At 70.8% G+C, this 20,463-nt stretch carries 20 protein-coding genes and 1 tRNA gene; 12 read left to right on the forward strand and 9 right to left on the reverse strand.

The window, feature by feature from the left end; genetic code table 11:
* Nucleotides 1-39: 39 nt before the first annotated feature.
* Entirely contained in the window at nt 40-714 is a 675-nt protein-coding gene (locus GTY67_RS18710; RefSeq protein WP_343238709.1) for a hypothetical protein, read from the forward strand.
* A gap of 129 nt (nt 715-843) precedes the next feature.
* Here GTY67_RS18710 and GTY67_RS18715 read toward each other — a convergent pair whose 3' ends face one another.
* The gene (locus GTY67_RS18715) at nt 844-1,605 is read right to left on the reverse strand and encodes a phosphoglyceromutase (protein ID WP_047177359.1); all 762 of its coding nucleotides are present in this window, start codon (nt 1,603-1,605) and stop codon (nt 844-846) included.
* Nucleotides 1,606-1,810: 205 nt separating this feature from the next.
* Here GTY67_RS18715 and GTY67_RS18720 point away from each other — a divergent pair, with 205 nt between their 5' ends.
* Nucleotides 1,811-3,151 (forward strand): MFS transporter, encoded by a 1,341-nt coding sequence (locus tag GTY67_RS18720; RefSeq protein ID WP_161279407.1) that lies wholly within the window; start codon nt 1,811-1,813, stop codon nt 3,149-3,151.
* Between the two features lie 173 nt (nt 3,152-3,324).
* Here GTY67_RS18720 and GTY67_RS34605 read toward each other — a convergent pair whose 3' ends face one another.
* Both GTY67_RS34605 and phoU read right to left on the reverse strand, forming a co-directional pair.
* Entirely contained in the window at nt 3,325-3,474 is a 150-nt protein-coding gene (locus GTY67_RS34605; RefSeq protein ID WP_202461491.1) for a hypothetical protein, read from the reverse strand.
* A 238-nt stretch (nt 3,475-3,712) separates the two neighbouring features.
* The gene (gene phoU / locus GTY67_RS18725; RefSeq protein WP_093692717.1) at nt 3,713-4,393 is read right to left on the reverse strand and encodes a phosphate signaling complex protein PhoU; all 681 of its coding nucleotides are present in this window, start codon (nt 4,391-4,393) and stop codon (nt 3,713-3,715) included.
* 197 nt (nt 4,394-4,590) lie between these two features.
* Between phoU and GTY67_RS18730 the strand changes: the two genes are divergently transcribed.
* Nucleotides 4,591-5,871 carry an ATP-binding protein gene (locus GTY67_RS18730; protein ID WP_093692716.1) on the forward strand — a complete coding sequence of 427 codons (1,281 nt, stop codon included), beginning with the start codon at nt 4,591-4,593 and terminating at the stop codon, nt 5,869-5,871.
* Nucleotides 5,868-6,548, forward strand: coding sequence for a response regulator transcription factor (locus tag GTY67_RS18735; RefSeq protein ID WP_003968183.1), 681 nt, complete (start codon nt 5,868-5,870; stop codon nt 6,546-6,548). The genes GTY67_RS18730 and GTY67_RS18735 overlap by 4 nt, the downstream gene beginning before the upstream one ends.
* A gap of 86 nt (nt 6,549-6,634) precedes the next feature.
* On the opposite strand, the gene GTY67_RS18740 is transcribed toward GTY67_RS18735, so the two are convergent.
* Nucleotides 6,635-7,336, reverse strand: coding sequence for a DUF461 domain-containing protein (locus GTY67_RS18740; RefSeq protein ID WP_161279408.1), 702 nt, complete (start codon nt 7,334-7,336; stop codon nt 6,635-6,637).
* 726 nt (nt 7,337-8,062) lie between these two features.
* Between GTY67_RS18740 and GTY67_RS18750 the strand changes: the two genes are divergently transcribed.
* The 7 genes from GTY67_RS18750 (at nt 8,063) to GTY67_RS18780 (ending at nt 15,404) form a co-directional block, all read left to right on the forward strand.
* A complete protein-coding gene (locus GTY67_RS18750) occupies nt 8,063-8,545 on the forward strand; it encodes a CarD family transcriptional regulator (RefSeq protein WP_006380568.1) in 483 nt (160 codons plus the stop codon).
* Between the two features lie 416 nt (nt 8,546-8,961).
* On the forward strand, nt 8,962-9,729 hold the full coding sequence (gene ispD, locus GTY67_RS18755; protein WP_093692714.1) for a 2-C-methyl-D-erythritol 4-phosphate cytidylyltransferase: 768 nt from the start codon (nt 8,962-8,964) through the stop codon (nt 9,727-9,729).
* A complete protein-coding gene (gene ispF, locus GTY67_RS18760) occupies nt 9,719-10,243 on the forward strand; it encodes a 2-C-methyl-D-erythritol 2,4-cyclodiphosphate synthase (protein WP_093692713.1) in 525 nt (174 codons plus the stop codon). The genes ispD and ispF overlap by 11 nt, the downstream gene beginning before the upstream one ends.
* Before the next feature lie 258 nt (nt 10,244-10,501).
* Nucleotides 10,502-10,906: a PPOX class F420-dependent oxidoreductase gene (locus tag GTY67_RS18765; RefSeq protein ID WP_093692712.1), complete on the forward strand. Its 405-nt coding sequence runs from the start codon at nt 10,502-10,504 to the stop codon at nt 10,904-10,906.
* A 199-nt stretch (nt 10,907-11,105) separates the two neighbouring features.
* A complete protein-coding gene (cysS, locus tag GTY67_RS18770; protein WP_093692711.1) occupies nt 11,106-12,506 on the forward strand; it encodes a cysteine--tRNA ligase in 1,401 nt (466 codons plus the stop codon).
* A 101-nt stretch (nt 12,507-12,607) separates the two neighbouring features.
* Nucleotides 12,608-13,564 carry a 23S rRNA (guanosine(2251)-2'-O)-methyltransferase RlmB gene (rlmB, locus tag GTY67_RS18775; RefSeq protein ID WP_093692710.1) on the forward strand — a complete coding sequence of 319 codons (957 nt, stop codon included), beginning with the start codon at nt 12,608-12,610 and terminating at the stop codon, nt 13,562-13,564.
* Between the two features lie 208 nt (nt 13,565-13,772).
* Nucleotides 13,773-15,404: a DoxX family membrane protein gene (locus GTY67_RS18780; protein ID WP_237502652.1), complete on the forward strand. Its 1,632-nt coding sequence runs from the start codon at nt 13,773-13,775 to the stop codon at nt 15,402-15,404.
* Nucleotides 15,405-15,555: 151 nt separating this feature from the next.
* On the opposite strand, the gene GTY67_RS18785 is transcribed toward GTY67_RS18780, so the two are convergent.
* The 3 genes from GTY67_RS18785 to ugpC all read right to left on the reverse strand — a co-directional run bounded on the left by GTY67_RS18785 (nt 15,556) and on the right by ugpC (nt 18,209).
* A complete protein-coding gene (locus tag GTY67_RS18785; protein ID WP_093692708.1) occupies nt 15,556-16,275 on the reverse strand; it encodes a nucleotidyltransferase family protein in 720 nt (239 codons plus the stop codon).
* A 157-nt stretch (nt 16,276-16,432) separates the two neighbouring features.
* On the reverse strand, nt 16,433-16,846 hold the full coding sequence (locus tag GTY67_RS18790; protein ID WP_093692707.1) for a hypothetical protein: 414 nt from the start codon (nt 16,844-16,846) through the stop codon (nt 16,433-16,435).
* A gap of 226 nt (nt 16,847-17,072) precedes the next feature.
* On the reverse strand, nt 17,073-18,209 hold the full coding sequence (gene ugpC, locus GTY67_RS18795) for a sn-glycerol-3-phosphate ABC transporter ATP-binding protein UgpC (RefSeq protein WP_093692706.1): 1,137 nt from the start codon (nt 18,207-18,209) through the stop codon (nt 17,073-17,075).
* A gap of 177 nt (nt 18,210-18,386) precedes the next feature.
* Here ugpC and GTY67_RS18800 point away from each other — a divergent pair.
* Nucleotides 18,387-18,460 (forward strand) — tRNA-Thr (locus tag GTY67_RS18800).
* Nucleotides 18,461-18,554: 94 nt separating this feature from the next.
* Here the strand turns inward: GTY67_RS18800 and GTY67_RS18805 are convergent.
* Complete coding sequence (locus tag GTY67_RS18805; protein WP_161279409.1) at nt 18,555-19,757, reverse strand: site-specific integrase; 1,203 nt, start codon at nt 19,755-19,757, stop codon at nt 18,555-18,557.
* Entirely contained in the window at nt 19,738-20,433 is a 696-nt protein-coding gene (locus GTY67_RS18810) for a helix-turn-helix transcriptional regulator (protein WP_161279410.1), read from the reverse strand. Before GTY67_RS18810 ends, GTY67_RS18805 begins: the two co-directional genes overlap by 20 nt.
* Nucleotides 20,434-20,463 lie beyond the last annotated feature (30 nt).

Consider the following 20,463-nt stretch of genomic DNA (forward strand, 5'->3'; position numbering starts at 1 on the left):
TTAGACCTTGGAGCCCTTGTGCGAAAGATACCGACCGCTGTGACGGCCACCCTGGCGTGCCTGGCCATGGGCCTCGCCGCGACCGGCTGCACGGGCGACAGCCCGTCGGAGGAGCCCTCCGCAGGCCAGCTGCTCGATGACGCCAACGACGCGATGCGCGGCCTGAAGTCGGTGACCATCGAGACGGTCACCAAGGTCACCGGGGGTGATGACCGCTCCAGCCGTCTGGCGACCGACCTCCGGGCCACCTGCGCGTTCAAGGCGACCTCGGCCACGGGTGCCGCCCTCGAACAGATCCGGATCGACGGGACGGACTACGTCCGCCCGAACCGGGCCTACCTCGAGGAGTCGGGCCATGACATGACCGGTAAGGGCGAGGGGAAGCGCTGGATCAAGACCCCTGCCGACACGTCGCAGCCGGGAGACGGGCTCTCCCAGTGCACGCACGAGTTCACCACGTTCGGTGAGGTGACCAGGGGCGGACCGACCGAGGTCGACGGCACCCCGGCGCTGTCGCTGAAGGCGACCGACGAGCAGGCCGAGGGAGGCTCCTTCACCTTCTACGTCGCCACCGAGGGCAAGCCGTACATCCTCAAAGTCGTCTACAAGGACGACGAGTTCGACAACACCACATCGTTCAGTGGCTTCGACGAGCCCTTGGATGTACGTCCCCCGGCCAAGGGCGAGGTGCTGGACGCGGGCGGCCTCGGCTGAGGGGGCGGAGGGGCTGAGGCCGCTGTCCCTCGGTGCTGCAACAGGCACCCAGGGGACACGAACAAGCCCCCCACCGGCGGACGGACCGCCGGCAGAGGGCTTCTTCAGCTGGGCTTCCCCCCGCCCTGCCTACTTCTTCTTGCCCTGGTTCTTCACGGCCTCGATGGCCGCCTTCGCCGCGTCCGGGTCGAGGTACGTGCCGCCCGGCTTCAGCGGCTTGAAGTCGGCGTCCAGCTCGTAGGAGAGCGGGATGCCCGTCGGGATGTTGAGGCCCGAGATGTCCTCGTCCGAGATGCCGTCCAGGTGCTTCACCAGGCCGCGGAGGCTGTTGCCGTGGGCGGCGACCAGGACCGTGCGGCCGGTGAGGAGGTCGGGGACGATGCTGTCGAACCAGTACGGGAGCATCCGGACCACGACGTCCTTCAGGCACTCCGTGTCCGGGCGCAGCTCCGGGGGGAGGGTCGCGTAGCGCGGGTCGTCGAACTGGCTGTACTCCGCGTCGCGGGCCAGCGGCGGCGGCGGGGTGTCGTACGAGCGGCGCCAGAGCATGAACTGCTCCTCGCCGAACTCCGCCAGCGTCTGGGCCTTGTCCTTGCCCTGGAGGGCGCCGTAGTGGCGCTCGTTCAGGCGCCAGGAGCGGCGGACCGGGATCCAGAGGCGGTCGGCGGACTCCAGGGCCAGCTGCGCGGTGCGGATCGCGCGGCGCTGGAGGGAGGTGTGCAGGACGTCGGGGAGCAGACCGGCGTCCTTGAGCAGCTCACCGCCGCGGACTGCTTCCTTCTCGCCCTTTTCGGTGAGGTTGACGTCCACCCAACCGGTGAACAGGTTCTTCGCGTTCCATTCGCTCTCGCCGTGGCGGAGGAGGATCAGCTTGTACGGTGCGTCGGCCATGAGTCCGAGCGTAATCGAACCCGTGCCGCCCCCGCGCGCCCGCCCGCGTACCGGACAGGGCCCCGCAGCGGGGGTGGACGCGCCCGACGATTGACGGCGGGCGTCAATCCGGTGGCGGGTGAGGCGTCGGGGTTCGTAATGTTCGGATGGTCATCGGGAGCCTTACCCGAGGCGATCTTGCCGCACGTCCCGTGGGGGGAAACGCATGTCCGTCGCCGGTCTCAGAACAGCCGCCCGGGAGACCGTCTCCGGGCTGCCCCGGGAGTTCTGGTGGCTCTGGCTCAGCACCCTGGTCAACCGGCTGGGCGGCTTCGTCGCCACGTTCATGGCGCTGTATCTGACCCTGGACCGGGGCTACTCGGCCTCGTACGCCGGTCTCGTCGCCGCCCTCCACGGGCTCGGCGGGGTCATCTCCTCGCTCGGCGCCGGAGTGATGACCGACCGGCTCGGGCGGCGGCCCACCATGCTGATGGCGCAGCTGTCGATGGCCGTCTCCGTGGCGGTGCTCGGGTTCATGGAGCACCCGGTCGCCATCGCCGCCGTCGCGTTCCTCGTCGGCATGGCGAGCAACGCCTCCCGCCCCGCCGTCCAGGCGATGATGGCCGACATCGTGCCCCCCAAGGACCGCGTGCGGGCCTTCTCCCTCAATTACTGGGCCATCAACCTCGGGTTCGCGGTCTCCTCCGCCGGGGCCGGGTTCATCGCCGAGTACAGCTATCTCGCCGGCTTCCTCGGCGAGGCCCTGATGGTGCTCGCGTGCGCCGTCGTCGTCTTCCTGAAGGTGCCGGAGTCGCGGCCCGCGCAGGCCGCCCCGGTGAAGACCGCCGGCGGCAAGCGGCCGAAGGACGAGGTCCGGATCACCACCGTGCTGCGCGACGGGCGCTTCATGGGGGTCGTGGGGCTGTCGTTCCTGGTGTCACTGATCTTCCAGCAGGGGTACGTGGGGTTGCCGGTGGCGATGGGGGCGGACGGGCTCTCCAGCTCCGACTTCGGCACCGCCATCGCCGTCAACGGCGTCCTGATCGTGGCCCTCCAGATCCCCGTCACCCGCTTCATCCAGCACCGCGACCCGCGCCGGCTGCTGATCATCTCCTCGCTGCTCGCCGGGTACGGCTTCGGGCTGACGGCCTTCGCCGGGTCCGTCGCCGTGTACGCCCTGACGGTCTGCGTCTGGACGCTCGCCGAGATCGTCAACGCGCCCACCCAGACCGGCCTCGTCGTACAGCTGTCGCCGGCTCAGGGCCGGGGCCGCTACCAGGGCATGTACACGATGTCCTGGTCGGTCGCCGCGCTCGTCGCGCCCCTGATGTCCGGGTTCGTGATCGACCACTACGGCGCCGTCTGGCTCTGGGGCGCCTGCGCGGTGATCGGTACGGTCGCCGGCTTCGGCTACTGGCTGCTGATGCGCAACCTGCCCCGCGAGGAGATCCCCGCGGACGAGGCCGCCCCCGAGCCCGCCCCCGTACCCGCCCAGGCCCGTCCCGACCAGGCCGAGCCCGACCCGGCGGACGCCGTGGAGCGCGCGGACCGGACCCCGGCCCCGTAGGCCGCGCGAGAACGCGACGGCGCCCCGGTCCCGTAGGACATGGGCCGTCGGCCGCTGGGGACGCGACGGCGCCCCCGGCCCCGTAGGCCAAGCCGTAGAAACGCGACGGCACCCGCCCGGAGAGACAACCGGGCGGGCGCCGTCCGCATGCTGTACGAGGCGTCCGGCGCGGGTCAGCCCGAGCAGCCGCCGCACTGGCACGGAGCACCGGACTGGCAGCCGCACCCGCAGCCCGAGCCGCAGCCGCAGGCGCCGAGCACGGTCAGGTGCACCACTTCGGTCGGGGTCTCCCGCTGGGGTTCGGTCGTGGGGGATTCGGCCATGGTCCCTCCTCAGGGCGTACGGCTGGGCGGCGGACGCCGCTGCGCCGCCGCCGGGGACGTGGCGTGACGGACCGGCAGTGCCTGTCGCGTACGGCCGTCGCGCCGTCCCCGCCCCATTGCATGCCCATCCCGCCCGGCGCATCAACGGCGCACAGGCGCCGGAACGCATGTGCGACTCGCGTGCGCCGGGAGTGCGCACGCCCCGGAGGAGCGGCTGAGTGGTGCTGCCGGCCCTCCGCTACGAACCCTCTCCCGGCGTCGACGCCGCCTGGATCTCGTCCGCGTGCTCACCCGTCACCAGGTAGACGACGCGCTTCGCCACCGACACCGCGTGGTCCGCGAAACGCTCGTAGTAGCGGCCGAGCAGCGTCACGTCGACGGCCGTCTCGATGCCGTGCTTCCAGCGGTCGTCCATCAGGTGCTGGAAGAGCGTGCGGTGCAGCAGGTCCATCTCGTCGTCGTCCTGCTCCAGCTGGAGCGCCAGATCGACGTCCTTGGTGATGATGACCTCGGCCGCCTTGGCCATCAGCCGCTGGGCGAGCTGGCCCATCTCCAGGATGGTGGCGTGCAGGTCGTGCGGGACCGCCGACTGCGGGAAGCGCAGCCGGGCCAGCTTCGCCACGTGCTGGGCGAGGTCGCCGGAGCGCTCCAGGTCGGCGCTCATCCGCAGCGAGGTCACCACGATCCGCAGATCGGTCGCCACCGGCTGCTGACGGGCGAGGAGGGCGATCGCGCGCGCCTCCAGGTCGTGCTGGAGGTCGTCGACCTTCTGGTCGCCGGCGATCACGCTCTCCGCGAGCTTCAGGTCGGCGTCGAGCATGGACGTGGTCGCCCGTCCGATCGCCGATCCGACCAGCCGGGCCATCTCGACCAGGCCTTCTCCGATCGAGTCGAGTTCCTCGTGGTAAGCGTCGCGCATGGAAGTCCCTCTCCAGTTCCAACTGAGGCCGGGGTCTCGGACCGACCCCCACGGTTACACGGTGGGGCCGCAACGCGTCCGTATCCGGCCCCCTAAGTGAACCGGCTCCATCCCCTCGGTGAACTCTGGGCGACGAGTGTTCGAGATGGCACTCGGACGGCTGGGAGAGTGTCGGCGCACCCGCATAACCTTGAAGCATGGACGTGAACGCGGCGGTCGCCGCAGCTGCAGCGATCGCCGGGCTCTGTACCGGTGTGATCGCCATGCTGGCGTTCCGCTGGAGCGAGCGCGACCTGAAACGGCCCACGCGTACGTCCCTGCGGCCGGACAGCAACGCCGCCCTCCCGCCCGGGGTGGACACCGTCCTCTCCGTGCTCAGCTCCTCCGCCGTCGTCCTCGACGAGAGCGACAGCGTGGTCAAGGCCAGCTCCGCCGCGTATGCGCTGGGCCTGGTCAGGGGCGGCAGGCTGGCCGTGGAGCCGATGCTCACCATGGCCCGCGACACCCGGCGCGACGGCGAGATACGCCAGGGCGAGCTGGACCTGCCCCGGCGCGGCACCGGCCGCGGGGACACCCTCGCGGTCTCCGCCCGGGTCGCCCCGCTGGGCTCGCGGCTGGTGCTGCTGCTGGTCGAGGACCTCACCGAGGCCCGCCGGATCGAAGCCGTACGGCGCGACTTCGTCGCCAACGTGAGCCATGAGCTCAAGACCCCCACCGGAGCGCTCTCCCTGCTCTCCGAGGCGGTCATGGACGCCTCCGACGACCCGGAGGCGGTGGAGCGGTTCGCCGGGCGGATGCAGATCGAGGCGACCCGGCTCACCAACCTCGTCCAAGAGCTCATCGACCTCTCCCGGGTGCAGAACGACGACCCGCTGGAGGACGCGGAGCCCGTCAAGGTGGAGGTGCTGGTCGCCGAGGCGATCGACCGCTGCCGCCAGCAGGCCGGCTCCAAGCAGATCACCATGGCCTCCGGCGGCACCGAGGGCCTCACCGTCTGGGGCAACCGGGGCCAGCTCGTCGGCGCGCTCGGCAACCTCGTCGAGAACGCCGTCAACTACAGTCCCGCCCGTACCCGGGTCGGTATCGCGGCCCGCCGCACCACCGGACCGGGCGGGGACCTGATCGAGATCGCCGTGACCGACCAGGGCATCGGCATCTCCGAGAAGGACCGCGAACGGGTCTTCGAGCGGTTCTACCGCGTCGACCCGGCCCGCTCACGGGCCACCGGTGGCACCGGTCTCGGCCTCGCCATCGTCAAACACGTGGCCGCCTCGCACGGCGGGGAGGTCACCGTCTGGAGCTCCGAGGGACAGGGCTCCACCTTCACCCTCCGGCTGCCCGAATCGGGCGTCGTGAGGGAGCGCACCACCGGCGGGCCCCTTATCGTCAACGGCGTCAACGGCGTCGGCGGCGAGGACAAGCCCCCGTTCGAGACCGACTCCTATGACCCCTTCCCTGCCCCGGAGGCTCTTCCGTGACCCGAGTGCTTGTCGTCGAGGATGAGGAATCCTTCAGCGACGCCCTGTCCTACATGCTGCGCAAGGAAGGCTTCGAGGTCGCGATCGCGGCGACCGGCCCCGACGGGCTGGACGAGTTCGAGCGCAACGGCGCCGACCTGGTCCTCCTCGACCTGATGCTGCCCGGCCTGCCCGGCACCGAGGTGTGCCGCCAGCTCCGCAGCCGCTCCAACGTTCCGGTGATCATGGTCACCGCCAAGGACAGCGAGATCGACAAGGTCGTCGGGCTCGAAATAGGAGCCGACGACTACGTCACCAAGCCGTTCTCCTCGCGCGAGCTCGTCGCCCGCATCCGCGCCGTCCTGCGCCGCCGAGGGGAGCCGGAGGAGGTCACCCCGGCCGCCCTGGAGGCGGGCCCGGTCCGCATGGACGTGGACCGGCACGTGGTCACGGTCTCCGGCGGCAAGGTCGACCTCCCGCTCAAGGAGTTCGACCTCCTGGAGATGCTCCTGCGCAACGCGGGCCGCGTGCTGACCCGTATGCAGCTCATCGACCGGGTCTGGGGCGCGGACTACGTCGGCGACACCAAGACCCTCGACGTCCACGTCAAGCGCCTGCGCGCCAAGATCGAGCCCGACCCGGGCGCGCCGCGCTACCTCGTCACCGTGCGGGGCCTCGGGTACAAGTTCGAGCCGTAAACCGCGGGACGGCACCACATGCGAAGGGGCGCTTCCCGGCCGGGAAGCGCCCCTTCGCATGCCCGCGCTTACGTACGCGGGTGGCGTCAGCCGTGCGTCCCGGCCGTCGCGGTCTCCGTGGAGCCCTCGGTGCCGCCCTGCTGCTCCGTACCGGCCGCCGGGGACTCCGGGGTACCGGCGGGGGACTCGGAGGTCTCACCGGACGGCGTGGCCGGCGTCTCGGAGCCGCCCGCGGACGGGGTCCCGCTCGGCTTCCGCGCCGGGGCCTCGGGCTGCCCGCTGGGGCCGAAGTCCTTGAAGTAGCCGGTCGCCGGGACGACGTTCGCGCCGAGGCCGACGTCGCCGGTGCGGCTCAGCTTGAAGACGACCTGCTGGACGTTGCCGTCCTGGGTGGCCTCGCGGCCCTCCTCGATCACGGCGGAGGCGTTGCCCTCGCCGCCGAGGACGACCCGGCCGCCGGCCGGGATCTCGACGGGGCCGTTGCCCTTCGCGGGCTGGAGCTTCACCCGGACGTCGGTGCCGGGCAGCGTGATGCTCTCCAGGACCTCGGTCTCGGTGCCGTCGTTGAACAGCGTCGCGGCGACCACGGCGGGGCCCTCGGCCTCGGTCTCGGCCTGCGTGATCACGTTCACGTTCTGGACCTTGATGGTGCCCACCGAGGTGGCCGCGTTGTCCGGCCTGATCTTGAGAGTCTCGGCGTTGTTGCCCGCCGCGCAGGCGGACAGGGAGACGATCGAGAACGCGATGGCAGTGGCGGCGAGAGCGCCGTGTCGAAGGCTGCGGCTCACGGCGGCGGCAACTCCTTGAACGATCGGACTGCGGACTTCGGACGTCGGGCGTGAGCTGAGCGCCCCGCGGACGGCCGGGAAGGGGTGATGTGAAGCCGTCCTAAGGGTGTGTCAGCGGCCTTAGGCTACCGAGCCGCCCCTCCCGCCCCGCACCCGACCCGCCTCTAGGCGGGCGCCGGTCTTCCGGGGAGCGCTCCCCGGCGGTCTGCGGCGCGTCGGGGCAGGTGGGACAGCCGGACCGGGACCGATGAGCGTGCCGATGCGGGTGCCGCCGTGTGCGCCGACGTGTCACGTGCTGTTCACATAATCCCGGTGATCAATTCCCCGGAGCGCGGCGCATTCCGAGGGAAAGGCGTCGCGTGAGGCGCCTTCAGGGGTGTCGTGAGGTGCCGCGGGGGATGGGCCTTGATCAATTTCATTGGGCACGCGCACTTACATCCGTACGGGTGATCGACCATCGAACGGAGTAGGTAAAGTTCATCATCCGGAACCCGACAAAACGGGACTTTCGCCCTCTTCTGTGGGGCTTCCGGGCCGTGTGACGCGAGTGTTTCCCGCCGGTCGCACAGCCGCTCCGACCTGCGAATACCGTCTTCCGGAAGCCTTCCGCAGCACGTCCGTGTTGCTGTTGTCAAGCCCTGAGATATGCCCTGACCTGCGAAAACGCCATTCAGGAGAGGCGATTCTCGTGTTACTCTGGATAGCCACGGAAGGGGTACCTGTCACATGACGTTCAAGGTTGGCGACACCGTGGTCTATCCCCATCACGGGGCCGCGCTGATCGAGGCTATCGAAACTCGCCAGATCAAAGGCGTGGACAAGACCTACTTGGTGCTCAAGGTCGCCCAGGGCGACTTGACGGTTCGTGTGCCGGCGGACAATGCGGAGTTCGTAGGCGTGCGTGACGTGGTCGGGCAGGAGGGACTGGACCGGGTCTTCGAGGTGCTTCGCGCACCGTATGCCGAAGAGCCGACGAACTGGTCCCGGCGTTACAAGGCAAATCTGGAAAAGCTCGCCTCGGGCGATGTCATCAAGGTCGCTGAAGTGGTGCGTGACCTGTGGCGTCGTGAGCGCGAGCGCGGTCTCTCCGCAGGAGAGAAGCGCATGCTCGCCAAGGCCCGCCAGATCCTGGTGAGCGAGCTCGCTCTCGCGGAGAACACGAACGAGGACAAGGCCGAGGCCCTTCTCGACGAGGTCCTCGCGTCCTGAACCGGATCGCACCGGTCGTAAGAATGTGCCGCGGTGCCCGCTGACCAGCCGTATTTACGGTGTGTCGTCGGGCGCTGCGGCATGTCCGGATCCGGATGCTGCGGCCTGCTCGGACCGAGAACCCGGATCGCGAACGCCGGATCGCGAAGGACCGCGAACCCGGCGTCGGCCGAGTGCCCGACTTCCGGTGATCACCGTGCCCTCGGCGCTCTCGCGGTGTTCTCGTGTGCCGCTGGTCGCCGCCGCAGACCCTGCTGGACCGGGGGTCACGGAAGGGGCCCGGTCCAAGTCAGGGCGTCACGCCCGGCTTGCTGGGCCCCTACCCATGTCTCCCGTGGAAACAAACCTGCCGGACCGGCCTGCTGAACCACCTGCCGGACAACCCGCCGAACCCTCGGACCTTCGGAGTGCAATCGATGACCTCGACGCCACCCCCGCCCGATCGGCCGCGCCCCCTCCGTACCGCCGCGGTCATTCCCGCGGCCGGGCGGGGCATACGGCTCGGACCCGGTGCCCCCAAGGCCCTCCGGGCGCTCGGCGGCACGCCCATGCTCATCCACGCGGTACGCGCCATGGCCGCCTCCCGGGCCGTCTCCCTCGTCGTGGTCGTCGCCCCGCCGGACGGCGCGCCCGAGGTGAAGCGCCTTCTCGACGACCACGCGCTGCCCGAGCGCACCGACTACCTGGTCGTGCCGGGCGGTGACACCCGGCAGGAGTCGGTGGGCCTCGGCCTCGACGCGCTGCCCGAGGACATCGCCGTCGTCCTGGTCCATGACGCGGCCCGCCCCCTGGTGCCGGTCGACACGGTGGACTCGGTCGTCGAAGCCGTACGGAACGGGGCGGCCGCCGTCGTGCCCGCCCTGCCGCTCACCGACACCGTCAAGGAGGTCGAGCCCGCCGTGGTGCCCGGGGAGCCGGAGCCCGTGCTCTCCACCCCCGTACGGGCCAGGCTGCGCGCGGTGCAGACCCCGCAGGGCTTCGACCGCGACACGCTCGTACGGGCCCACGCCGAGGTCGCACTCGACGGCGAGGGCGCCACGGACGACGCGGGCATGGTCGAACGCCTCGGCAAGCCGGTCGTCGTCGTCCCCGGCCACGAGGAGGCGTTCAAGGTGACCCGGCCCCTCGACCTGGTGCTGGCCGAAGCGGTACTCGCCCGCAGGAGGGCCCACGATGGCTTCTGAGACCCCGGCCGCGGCCCCCGTGGCCCCCGCCGCCCCCGTCATCCCGCTCGTCGGCATCGGTACCGACATCCACGCCTTCGAGGAGGGCCGCGAGCTGTGGTGCGCGGGCCTGAAGTGGGAGGGCGAGGGGCCCGGCCTGGCCGGCCACTCGGACGCCGACGTCGTCGCGCACGCCGCCTGCAACGCCCTCTTCTCCGCCGCCGGCCTCGGCGACCTCGGCCAGCACTTCGGCACCGGCCGCCCCGAGTGGTCCGGCGCCGCCGGCGTCACCCTGCTCACCGAGGCCGCCCGGATCGTCCGCGCCGAGGGGTACGAGATCGGGAACGTCGCCGTCCAGGTCGTCGGCGTACGCCCCAAGATCGGCAAGCGGCGCGACGAGGCGCAGAAGGTGCTGTCCGAGGCCGTGGGCGCCCCGGTCTCGCTCTCCGCCGCCACCTCGGACGGACTCGGCTTCACCGGCCGCGGCGAGGGCCTGGCGGGGATCGCGACGGCACTGGTCTACCGGGCGCGCTGACGCGCAAGGGCGGGCTGGAAGAGGCTGACGCGGCATGGCGGGCGTGGAAGAGGGTGCCGCACGCCTCTGACGTACGCCGTCCTCACCGCCCTCAGGCCGTACGGGCCGCCCCTTCACCCGTACGGCCCAGCGCGCCCCGCCCGGCACGGCGAGAAGTGGGGGCGACGCGGGAAGTAACGGAGAGAGCGCGGGGTTGGGGGGTAGGACGGTAGCGGTAGGACCAGAAGAATCGCACCGACCCCCAGGAGGACGTACGTCATGACCGCCGCACTCTCCACCGAGCTCAAGGACCTTCTCGACTCCCCGGTCTTCGTCAACATCGCCACCATCCAGCCGGACGGCAGCCCGCAGGTCTCCCCGGTGTGGGTGAAGCGCGACGGCGACGACGTCCTGATCTCCACCACGGCCGGCCGCCGCAAGGAGAAGAACCTCCGCCGCGACCCGCGCGTCACCGTCGTCGTCCAGCCCGCCGACAACCCGTACGCGTACGCCGAGATCCGCGGCCGGGCGGAGCTGACCACGGACGGCGGCCAGGAGCTGATCGACGAGCTGTCGCTGAAGTACACCGGCAAGCCGTACGCGGAGTTCAACCCGAACTCCGACCAGGACGGCCCCCGGGTCGTGGTCCGGATCACCCCGCGCAAGGTCGTCGGACGCATCTGAGGACCGCTGCAAAACCTCCGAAGAGCCCCTGAAGAGTCCCTGGAGCCCCTAGGAGCCCCCGCGAGAGCTCCTCAGGAGCCCCTTCGGGCCGCCCGGGACCCCTTGGTGGGACCTCCCCGACCAGGCCGGTATCAGAAAGTTGCCCCCGCGATCGCCCAAGGGTCGCGGGGCACTGGTGTCGGCCTACTACCCTTGAGGCGTGACTATTCGCCTGCACGACACCAGCGCCCGGCAGATCCGTGACTTCGTCCCGCTCACCGCGGGCTGTGTCTCGATCTACCTCTGTGGCGCTACCGTCCAGGCCGCACCGCACATCGGGCACATCCGTTCCGGGCTGAACTTCGACATCATGCGCCGCTGGTTCACCTACCGCGGCTACGACGTGACCTTCATCCGGAACGTCACGGACATCGACGACAAGATCATCAGGAAGTCCGCCGAGCAGGGCCGCCCCTGGTGGTCGATCGGCTACGAGAACGAGCGCGCGTTCAACGACGGCTACGACGCGCTGGGCTGCCTGCCGCCCACCTACGAGCCCCGTGCCACCGGCCACATCACCGAGATGATCGAGATGATGCGCGGCCTCATCGAGCGCGGCCACGCCTACGAGGCGGACGGCAACGTCTACTTCGACGTCCGGTCCCTCCCCAGCTACCTGGAGCTCTCCAACCAGGAGCTGGACGAGCTGCGCCAGCCCTCCGGCGAGGGCGAGACCGGCAAGCGCGACCAGCGGGACTTCGCCATGTGGAAGGCGGCCAAGCCCGGCGAGCCCAGCTGGGAGACTCCCTGGGGCCGCGGCCGGCCCGGCTGGCACCTGGAGTGCTCCGCCATGGCCCACAAGTACCTGGGCTCCGCCTTCGACATCCACGGCGGCGGACTCGACCTGGTCTTCCCGCACCACGAGAACGAGATCGCCCAGGCCAAGGCGTACGGCGACGAGTTCGCCAACTACTGGGTGCACAACGCCTGGGTCACCATGGCCGGCGAGAAGATGTCCAAGTCGCTGGGCAACTCCGTCCTCGTCAGCGAGATGGTCAAGCACTGGCGCCCGATCGTCCTGCGCTACTACCTGGGCACCCCGCACTACCGGTCGATGATCGAGTACAGCGAGGAGTCCCTGCGCGAGGCCGAGTCCGCGTTCGCGCGGATCGAGGGCTTCGTCCAGCGCGTCACCGAGAAGGCCGGGGAGGTCGTCGCCCCCGCCGCCGAGGTGCCGCCCGCCTTCGCCGAGGCGATGGACGAGGACCTCGGCGTGCCGCAGGCCCTCGCGGTCGTCCACACCACCGTCCGCCAGGGCAACAGCGCGCTCGCCGCCGACGACAAGGAAGCCGCCGTCGCCCGCCTCGCCGAGGTCCGGGCGATGCTCGGCGTCCTCGGACTCGACCCGCTGGACGAGCACTGGGCGGGCGAGGGCGACCGGGGCGAGGATCTGCACGGCGTCGTCGACACCCTCGTACGCCTGGTCCTCGACCAGCGGCAGTCGGCCCGCGAGCGCAAGGACTGGACCGCCGCCGACGCCATCCGCGACCAGCTCAACCAGTCCGGACTGGTCATCGAGGACAGCGCCGGCGGTCCCCGGTGGACGCTCGGCCCGCGCTGAGCGGCACCCCTCCGAACAGCACAGTTGTGCCGCCCGGCGATCCGGGCGGCACACTTGTCCACATACGTACGCACGTCTGAAAGCAACGAAACAGGTAGGTCATGGCCGGGAACAGCCAGCGCAGGAACCGCCGCACGTCCAACAAGAAGGGCATGCAGGTCGGCAGCGGTGGTCAGCGACGCCGTGGTCTCGAAGGCAAGGGACCCACGCCGCCCGCCTCCGCCCGCAAGGGACACAAGAAGAACCGGGTGGCCAACGCCCAGGCCAAGCAGGCCGCCGCCCGCCGCCCCGCGCCCCGGCGCGGCGGTGTGAAGGGCACCTCCGAGATGGTCGTCGGCCGCAACCCGGTCTACGAGGCCCTGCGCGACGGCGTGCCCGCCACCACCCTCTACGTCCAGCAGTACATCGACAACGACGAGCGCGTCCGCGACGCCCTCAAGCTCGCGGGCGAGCGCGGCAACATCAACCTGATGGAGGCCCCGCGCCCCGAGCTGGACCGGATGACGAACGGCCTGAACCACCAGGGCCTCGTCCTCCAGGTCCCGCCGTACGAGTACGCGCACCCGGAGGACCTCACCGCCGCCGCGTACGACAACAACGAGGACCCGCTGATCGTCGCCCTCGACGGCGTCACGGACCCCCGCAACCTCGGCGCGATCGTCCGCTCGGTCTCCGCGTTCGGCGGCCACGGCGTGGTCGTCCCCGAGCGCCGCGCGGCCGGTATGACCGCCGGTGCGTGGAAGTCCTCGGCCGGTACGGCGGCCCGCACCCCGGTCTCCCGGGTCACCAACCTGACCCGCGCCCTGGAGGGCTACCAGAAGGCGGGCCTCACGGTCGTCGGCCTGGCCGCCGACGGCGAGCACACGGTCGAGGACCTGGAGCAGCTGGCCGGTCCGGTCGTCATCGTCATCGGCAGCGAGGGCAAGGGCCTGGGCCGCCTCGTCGGCGAGACCTGCGACTACCGCGTGCGGATCTCCATGCCGGGCGGCGCCGAATCGCTCAACGCCGGTGTCGCGGCGGGCATCGTGCTCTACGAGGTGGCGCGCCGCCGCGGATAGCCGCACCACCCGGTCTCCTGTCCGGCGCTCCGCTCTCCGGTACGGCGTTCGCGCGGTGACGGCTCCGGCAACGGGTTCGCCCGCCCGCCGAGTTGACGCGCGAACGCCGAACGGGGTTCCAGGATGCCCGAGTTTGGCCGGATCTTGACGGGTCTCGGACACATAAGCCCCGTCAAGGCAGTGTCCTAACCACCCATCACTCGGTTAGATGAGTGTGGACACCAGAACGCCTCGGTTCGACGAGCAACCCGCCCTGAGCATGACCAAGGTGGACAGCGACCCCGCGCAGGTCATCGTCAACCACGCCAGCTTCCGGGTGCAGCTCGCCCCGGGCCAGCGCGCACGGCTGCGCGGTCTCGCGGACACGGCGCGCATCCCCGCCATGAGCGGTGCGGGCGGCGGCCGCAGGCGGGCACCGGTCGTCTGGAGCGGCAGATCGGCTCCGGGCGATCCGGGCGCCACGGGCCTCCTCCAGGCCGTACGCAACTCCACCGCGGGCCACCTCGACACCGCGCTCACCGCCGGGGCCGCCAACGGCCACCCGGCGGGCGCGACCCAGGTCATCCCGCTCCTGGAGGAGACCCAGCCCAACCCCGTACTGACCGCACCGCAGCAGCCCGGACGCACCGGCCCCCTCCTGCCGCCCATGCGCCAGGCCGTCGGCGCGTACGACTCCGCCGACGACGGGCCGGACACCCCCGCGGCCGACGACGACGGCTACGAGGAGAGCTCCGAGGCCCGCGCCCGGCGCCACGGCAACGACCCCGTCCGGCACGCCTACTACCCCGGCCACCGGATGAACCTCGGGGTCGTCCTGCTCCCCATGCGGGTCCTCCTCGGCTTCATCTCCATCTACGCAGGCATGGGCAAGCTCTGCGACCCCGTCTACTTCGACGGCGGCGAACGCGGCTCCATGGTCAAGTGGCTGACCTCGCTGCACCCCTGGGCGCTCGCCGAGCCGCTCCGCGACTTCGCCCTCTCGCACCCGGTCGGCGCCGGACTCACCGTCGCCTTCCTCCAGGTCGTCGTCGGCGTCCTCACCGTCCTCGGCCTCTGGCAGCGCGTCGCCGCCTCCGTGGGCGCCCTGCTCTCCGCCGCCCTCCTGGTGACGGTCAGCTGGCGCACGGTCGCCGTGTACGACGCCCCCGACATCATCCTGCTGGCCGCCTGGAGCCCGCTGATCATCGCGGGCGCCCCCGTCTACTCCGTGGACGGGCGGCTCGCCGGAGAGGCCTGGCGCACGCTGGGCCCGCGCTCCGAGCTCTGGGACCTGCGCCGCCGCGTCCTGCGCCGCGGAACGGTCGTCGCCTCCGTCGTCATCGGCCTCACCCTCCTCATCGGCTCCATCCTCGGCGGCGCCGTCCGCTCCGCCGATGTCGTCACCGTCCCCGGCCGCAACGACTACCCCACCAACCGGCTCCCCGGCCAGCCGCTCCCCCAGGAGTCCACCGGCGAACGCCAGGCCTCCCGCAGCCCCGAGGAGCAGGAGCGCCGCCCCGAGCCCACCCGCTCCGGCGAGGCCACCGCCCCCGCCACCGGCGGCCAGGCCACCCCCGGCGCGCCCCGCGACTCCGGCGGCGGCCAGAGCACCGGGGCCGGGGCCCAGCCCAGCGAGACCCAGGGCGCCGGCCAGGAACCCCCGCAGCAGACCACCCCCCAGCAGCCCCCCGCCGCCACCAGCGCCGGCCCCACCTCCTCCGGCCCCACCGGCGGGGACGGCTCCACCGGCGGCGGCTCGGAGCCCGAAGCCCCGCCCGCCACCGGCGGCGGCGAAGGCTCCACCTCGGGCGGCGGCTCCTCCGGCGGCGGCCGCAACCCCATCGGCGGCCTCCTCGGCTGACCCGTACGGAACGCACGAGGGGCGGCCCCCACCCGGCTTCGGGTGGGGGCCGCCCCTCTGTGCTGCTGTCGCGTGCCGTACGGGGTCGGGTCAGCCGCCGTCCTGCGTGCCGTACGGCCCGGGTCAGCCACCGCCGTGCGTGCCGTACGCCTCAGCTGCCGCCCTGAGAGCCCAGCTCGCGCGCCGCCTCGGTCAGGTCCTTCGCCGTGTCGATCGCCCGCCAGTACGCCCCGTGGGGCAGCGGATACCCGGCCAGCCGGCGCTCCCGGGCCAGCCGCGGGAACGTCGTCCGCTCATGGTCGCCCTGGTCCGGCAGCATCCCGGTGAACGCGGGGGAGAACACGTACACCCCCGCATTGATCAGATACGGCGAGGGGGGCGACTCGATGAAGTCCGTGATGTGGCCGAACGCGTCCGTCTCCACCGCACCCCACGGAATCCGGGGCCGGGCGAGCGCCAGCGTGGCGGTGGCATCGCGCTCCGCGTGGAACGCGGCCATCTCGCGCAACGAGAAGCGCGTCCAGATGTCGCCGTTGGTGGCGTACCAGGGCTGCTCCGGATCGGGCAGCCGCTGCGCCGCGTACTTCAGCCCGCCGCCCCGGCCCAGCGGCTCCTTCTCCACCACGGTGGTGACCCGCAGCGGCAGCACGGCGGACTCCAGCCACTCCTGGAGCACCTCCGCGAGATGCCCGCAGGAGACCACGGCGTCGGTCACGCCCTCGGCGGCCAGCCAGGAGAGCTGATGGCCGATGATCGGGGTCCCGGTGCCCGGGATCTCGACCATCGGCTTGGGACGGTCATCGGTGTACGGCCGCAGCCGCGACCCCTGGCCACCGGCGAGGATCACGGCCTGCGTCGGATACGTATGCATGGCACGCACGATATGCGCTGCCCGCGCACGGCAGCTGCCGTTGCCCGACGGACGTGGGCAACGGCAGCGACGTACAGCGTGGCGGGACTCGGTCTGTCCGATCCGGGTGCTCGGGCGCTGGGCGGGGCTCAGCCGAACCGGGGGCTCGGTGGGAGGCTCAGCTGAACTGAGCGACCCCCGAGGCGAACGAGGTGTCGCAGACGGGGCGGGAGAAGCGCTGCGCGCGCGCCGGGCCGTACTGCTCGACCGCGGCCTTGCCGAGCGCCCGGGCGATCGACATGCAGTGCTGCGCCAGCGAGGGGCGCTTCTCGACGGCTCGCTGGAGGCCCGTGAGCGCGGTGCCCGGGTCCTTCTCCTGGAGCTCGACGAGCAGCTTGTCACGCAGGATGTCCTGCGCCGCGCGGGGCTTGGCGGGCTTGGACACGGTCTCCGAGGAGGCGGCCAGCAGGGTGGAGTCGTTGTCCGTCGCAGCCCACTGAACACTGGTGACCGCGAGGGTCCCGGAGAGCACCATGACGACGGGCAGGACGAGGGCGAAGGATCGGCCGAGGCGCCGAGCGGTGTGGGTCACGCAGCGAGCGTAGCGGTCGGTGGTGGCTCGGTGACATTTCGTCACTCCTCCGGGGGATGGTTCGACGCGTCCTTTCGAATGCCAGGTTGACGAACCAGGGGGAAATGCCCTGTGTGCCGGGGTATTTGACGCCGCCCGCCACCGAAACCCAAACCCGCCCCGGACCATGCAAACGGCCCCGCACCCCCTGGAAGGGGGCACGGGGCCGAGCGCTTGCGCGATGGTGTCAGTTGGTGAGGCGCTCACCGGTCGACGTGGCGAAGACGTGCAGCTCGTCCGGGCGCGGGACGACGTGCAGCTCCGTGCCCTTCTCCGGCACGGCACGGCCGCCGACGCGGACGACCAGGTCCTTGTGCTCACCGGCGACCTGCGCGGCACCGTAGACGAACCCGTCGGCGCCGAGCTCCTCGACGACGTTCACGGAGACGGCGAGACCGGCGGGCTCGTCCGAGGCGTCCTTGGTCAGGGTCTTCGCGGCGGCGCCACCGTGCTCCACGATGTCGAAGTGCTCGGGGCGGATGCCGACCGTGACGGTCGTGTCGCCGCGGTCCGCGGCGGCGGAGAGCGCCTCGCGGGAGACCGGGACGACGCTGTTGCCGAACTTCACGCCACCGTCGGTGATCGGGACCTCGACCAGGTTCATCGCGGGGGAGCCGATGAAGCCGGCGACGAAGAGGTTGGCCGGGCGGTCGTACATGTTGCGCGGCGAGTCGACCTGCTGGAGCAGCCCGTCCTTCAGCACCGCGACCCGGTCGCCCATGGTGAGGGCCTCGACCTGGTCGTGGGTGACGTAGACGGTGGTGATGCCGAGACGGCGCTGGAGCGAGGCGATCTGCGTACGGGTGGAGACACGGAGCTTGGCGTCGAGGTTCGACAGCGGCTCGTCCATCAGGAAGACCTGCGGCTCCCGCACGATGGCCCGGCCCATCGCCACACGCTGACGCTGACCACCGGAGAGCGCCTTCGGCTTCCGGTCCAGGTAGTCGGTGAGGTCCAGCATCTTGGCGGCCTCTTCGACCTTCGCCCGGATGTCGGTCTTGTTCACACCGGCGATCTTCAGCGCGAAGCCCATGTTGTCCGCGACGGACATGTGCGGGTAGAGCGCGTAGTTCTGGAACACCATGGCGATGTCCCGGTCCTTGGGCGGCAGGTGCGTGACATCGCGGTCACCGATGCGGATGGCACCACCGTTGACGTCCTCAAGACCCGCGAGCATGCGCAGGGAGGTCGACTTGCCACAACCGGAAGGACCGACGAGGACGAGGAACTCACCGTCCGCGATGTCGATCTCGAGCTGGTCCACAGCCGGCTTCGTGGAGCCGGGGTAGACGCGGGACGCCTTGTCGAACGTGACACTGGCCATGCTGAATCTTCTCCTCCACCGGCAGGAACGTGCCGGACGATCCGAGTAGGGAGTGGTCTGGTCCACAGACGCGAACCTGCCGTGACGCTACCTGGCGTTTTCCGATCTGTCAGTAGTCCGGGGCACAGGGAAATCGCGAACGGGGCGGGTGCGCGGTTGGTTACACTGCTCCGGCACGCCTCCTTAGCTCAGCTGGCCAGAGCAACGCACTTGTAATGCGTAGGTCGTCGGTTCGAATCCGACAGGGGGCTCAAGGAAGAAACCGCAGATCAGGTGCGGTATGCGATGGACCCCCGGGCAAGATCACCTCGGGGGTCCATACGTATTTAGTACACCCTGCTTCGGTTAGGCCGCCGTCGCGATCGGCGCATCCTTCATCGCCAGTGCGACGAGTCGGCCCGCATCGAGGGCATCCGCGACCTCATCGAGACGATCCGGGAACAGATGCCCGTAGATGTTCAGCGTCATCGACGCGTCCTTGTGGCCCAGCATCAGCTGGATCACTTTCACGTCGGCGCCGGCCGCGATGGCGAGTGACGCCGCGGTGTGCCGCAGCTTGTGCGGGGTAATCCCCATGCCGCTCAGCCCGGCCGCCTTCACCGCCGGATCGAAGACCCGGTTGCGGAAGTTGTTGTAGCGCAGCGGCCCACCCTCAGGGGCCGTGAACAGCAGGTCCCCCTGCGCCTTGTCCCGGGCCAGGGTGCCCAGCTCATCGGCGAACGACCGGGGGATCGGCACGCTGCGCTTCTCGTGGTTCTTCACCGGCCCCAGCTCCAGCACGCCGCCCACGTCGGTGTAATTTTGGACGATCCGGATGCGCCGCTTCGGCACCTGGAGCCGGCCGGTCTTGATGGCGGACGCCTCGGCCCACCGGATCCCGCTGTACCCCAGCGTCAGGATCATCAGCCGGTACTCACCCGCCGCGAGGGCTAGGCGCTCCAGCTGGTCGTAGGTGAGGTAGACGTGCTCGTCCTCGTCATCCGGCCGCGGCAGCTCGTGGTCGTGGCAGGGACTGGAGCTGATCCGCTTCGAGAACACGGCGTGCTTCATCACCATCGACAGCACCCGGTACGCCTTGATGATCCGGGCGGCCCCGAGGATCTTCCCCGATTTGCCGGGCTTCGTCTCCAACTCGGTGAGCCACGCGGAGACGTCTTCCCACTGGATCGCCCCGACCTGCCAGTCACCCCACTTCGGGATGACGTAGTTGTCGAGGAGATCCCGGTAGTCCCGCCTGGTGGTCCGGCCGATCTTCCGCTTCGACGTGAACCACTCCTCGGCCACGATCTTTGTCGCGGCCTTCCCCGACTTCGGGTCCCGGTAGGACCCCTTGTCGAGGCGGGCGGTGATGGCGTGCATCTCGGCCTCGGCCTGCGGGAGCTTCCCGAACGTGGCCGCCTTGCCCTTGCCGTCCGGCCCGTACCAGCGGACCCGCCACCGGCCCGGCGGGCGGCGCTTACTGCCGTTCCGCTTCGCGTCCTGCCACTTCTCCATCGCCTCCACGTAGTCGGCGTGGTTCTCCCGGTCCTCAATCCATACTCGGGCCATCGCCGCCACCCTCCCCGGTCTTCGAGCCGACACCGTCACGGAGCATCGACAGCTCGTTGCGCTCGACAGCGATGCGGTCCACCTCGACCCGCGCCCGGTCCAGAGACGTGCGGGCCTGGTCCAGCAGGTCAGCGAACTCCTGATCGCTACCACCCTCGACGGACCAGCCGGCGTAAGAGGCCAGGCGCGTCACGTCGTCGCGAGCGGCCTCGATCGCCCGGCCGACCGGGTGCAGGCGTGCCTCGCGGGCATTCGGGGGGAGCGAGGCGAGGGCGTACTCCGACTCGGCGCTGCGGGCCTCGGTTGATGGCGTTTTGAGCGGGCGCCGGTTGCTGGCCCACGCCCATGCCACGTCAGCCGGCACAATCCCGGCGCCGGTGATGTTGATGCGCTCCCGCGGGGAGTCCTTGAGGGGCAGAAGAAGAGCCGCTGGCGACACGCCGAAGACCACCGCAAAGGCGGCAAGATCGTCAGCGTCCACCCTGCGCCCGCCGGATTCAACGCGCGAGATTCCTGATTGGGGGATCGGGCGACCCGCTGCGCCCATGCGTTGAGCCAGCTCATACGTGGTCCAGCCCCGCGCCTTGCGCAGTCGGGCGACGTTCCTCTTCACCTCTTCGCCAGTGGCGGCGATCTGAGTAGCGGCCGGCCCGCGCTTCTTCTGCTCATCAGTCATGCGGACCAGTTTATGTGGCTTGACCCGCTT

This window comes from Streptomyces sp. SID8374 (assembly GCF_009865135.1).
Taxonomy (GTDB): domain Bacteria; phylum Actinomycetota; class Actinomycetes; order Streptomycetales; family Streptomycetaceae; genus Streptomyces.

Excerpts from the sequence above, each read along its gene's own strand:
- GTY67_RS18730 (WP_093692716.1), top strand. The coding sequence starts at position 4,591 with ATGGACGTGAACGCGGCGGTCGCCGCAGCTGCAGCGATCGCCGGGCTC.
- ispF (WP_093692713.1), top strand. The coding sequence starts at position 9,719 with ATGGCTTCTGAGACCCCGGCCGCGGCCCCCGTGGCCCCCGCCGCCCCC.
- ispD (WP_093692714.1), top strand. The coding sequence starts at position 8,962 with ATGACCTCGACGCCACCCCCGCCCGATCGGCCGCGCCCCCTCCGTACC.
- GTY67_RS18715 (WP_047177359.1), bottom strand. The coding sequence starts at position 1,605 with ATGGCCGACGCACCGTACAAGCTGATCCTCCTCCGCCACGGCGAGAGC.
- phoU (WP_093692717.1), bottom strand. The coding sequence starts at position 4,393 with ATGCGCGACGCTTACCACGAGGAACTCGACTCGATCGGAGAAGGCCTG.
- ugpC (WP_093692706.1), bottom strand. The coding sequence starts at position 18,209 with ATGGCCAGTGTCACGTTCGACAAGGCGTCCCGCGTCTACCCCGGCTCC.
- GTY67_RS34605 (WP_202461491.1), bottom strand. The coding sequence starts at position 3,474 with ATGGCCGAATCCCCCACGACCGAACCCCAGCGGGAGACCCCGACCGAA.
- rlmB (WP_093692710.1), top strand. The coding sequence starts at position 12,608 with ATGGCCGGGAACAGCCAGCGCAGGAACCGCCGCACGTCCAACAAGAAG.
- GTY67_RS18765 (WP_093692712.1), top strand. The coding sequence starts at position 10,502 with ATGACCGCCGCACTCTCCACCGAGCTCAAGGACCTTCTCGACTCCCCG.
- GTY67_RS18720 (WP_161279407.1), top strand. The coding sequence starts at position 1,811 with ATGTCCGTCGCCGGTCTCAGAACAGCCGCCCGGGAGACCGTCTCCGGG.
- GTY67_RS18810 (WP_161279410.1), bottom strand. The coding sequence starts at position 20,433 with ATGACTGATGAGCAGAAGAAGCGCGGGCCGGCCGCTACTCAGATCGCC.
- GTY67_RS18785 (WP_093692708.1), bottom strand. The coding sequence starts at position 16,275 with ATGCATACGTATCCGACGCAGGCCGTGATCCTCGCCGGTGGCCAGGGG.
- GTY67_RS18805 (WP_161279409.1), bottom strand. The coding sequence starts at position 19,757 with ATGGCCCGAGTATGGATTGAGGACCGGGAGAACCACGCCGACTACGTG.
- GTY67_RS18750 (WP_006380568.1), top strand. The coding sequence starts at position 8,063 with ATGACGTTCAAGGTTGGCGACACCGTGGTCTATCCCCATCACGGGGCC.
- GTY67_RS18780 (WP_237502652.1), top strand. The coding sequence starts at position 13,773 with ATGAGTGTGGACACCAGAACGCCTCGGTTCGACGAGCAACCCGCCCTG.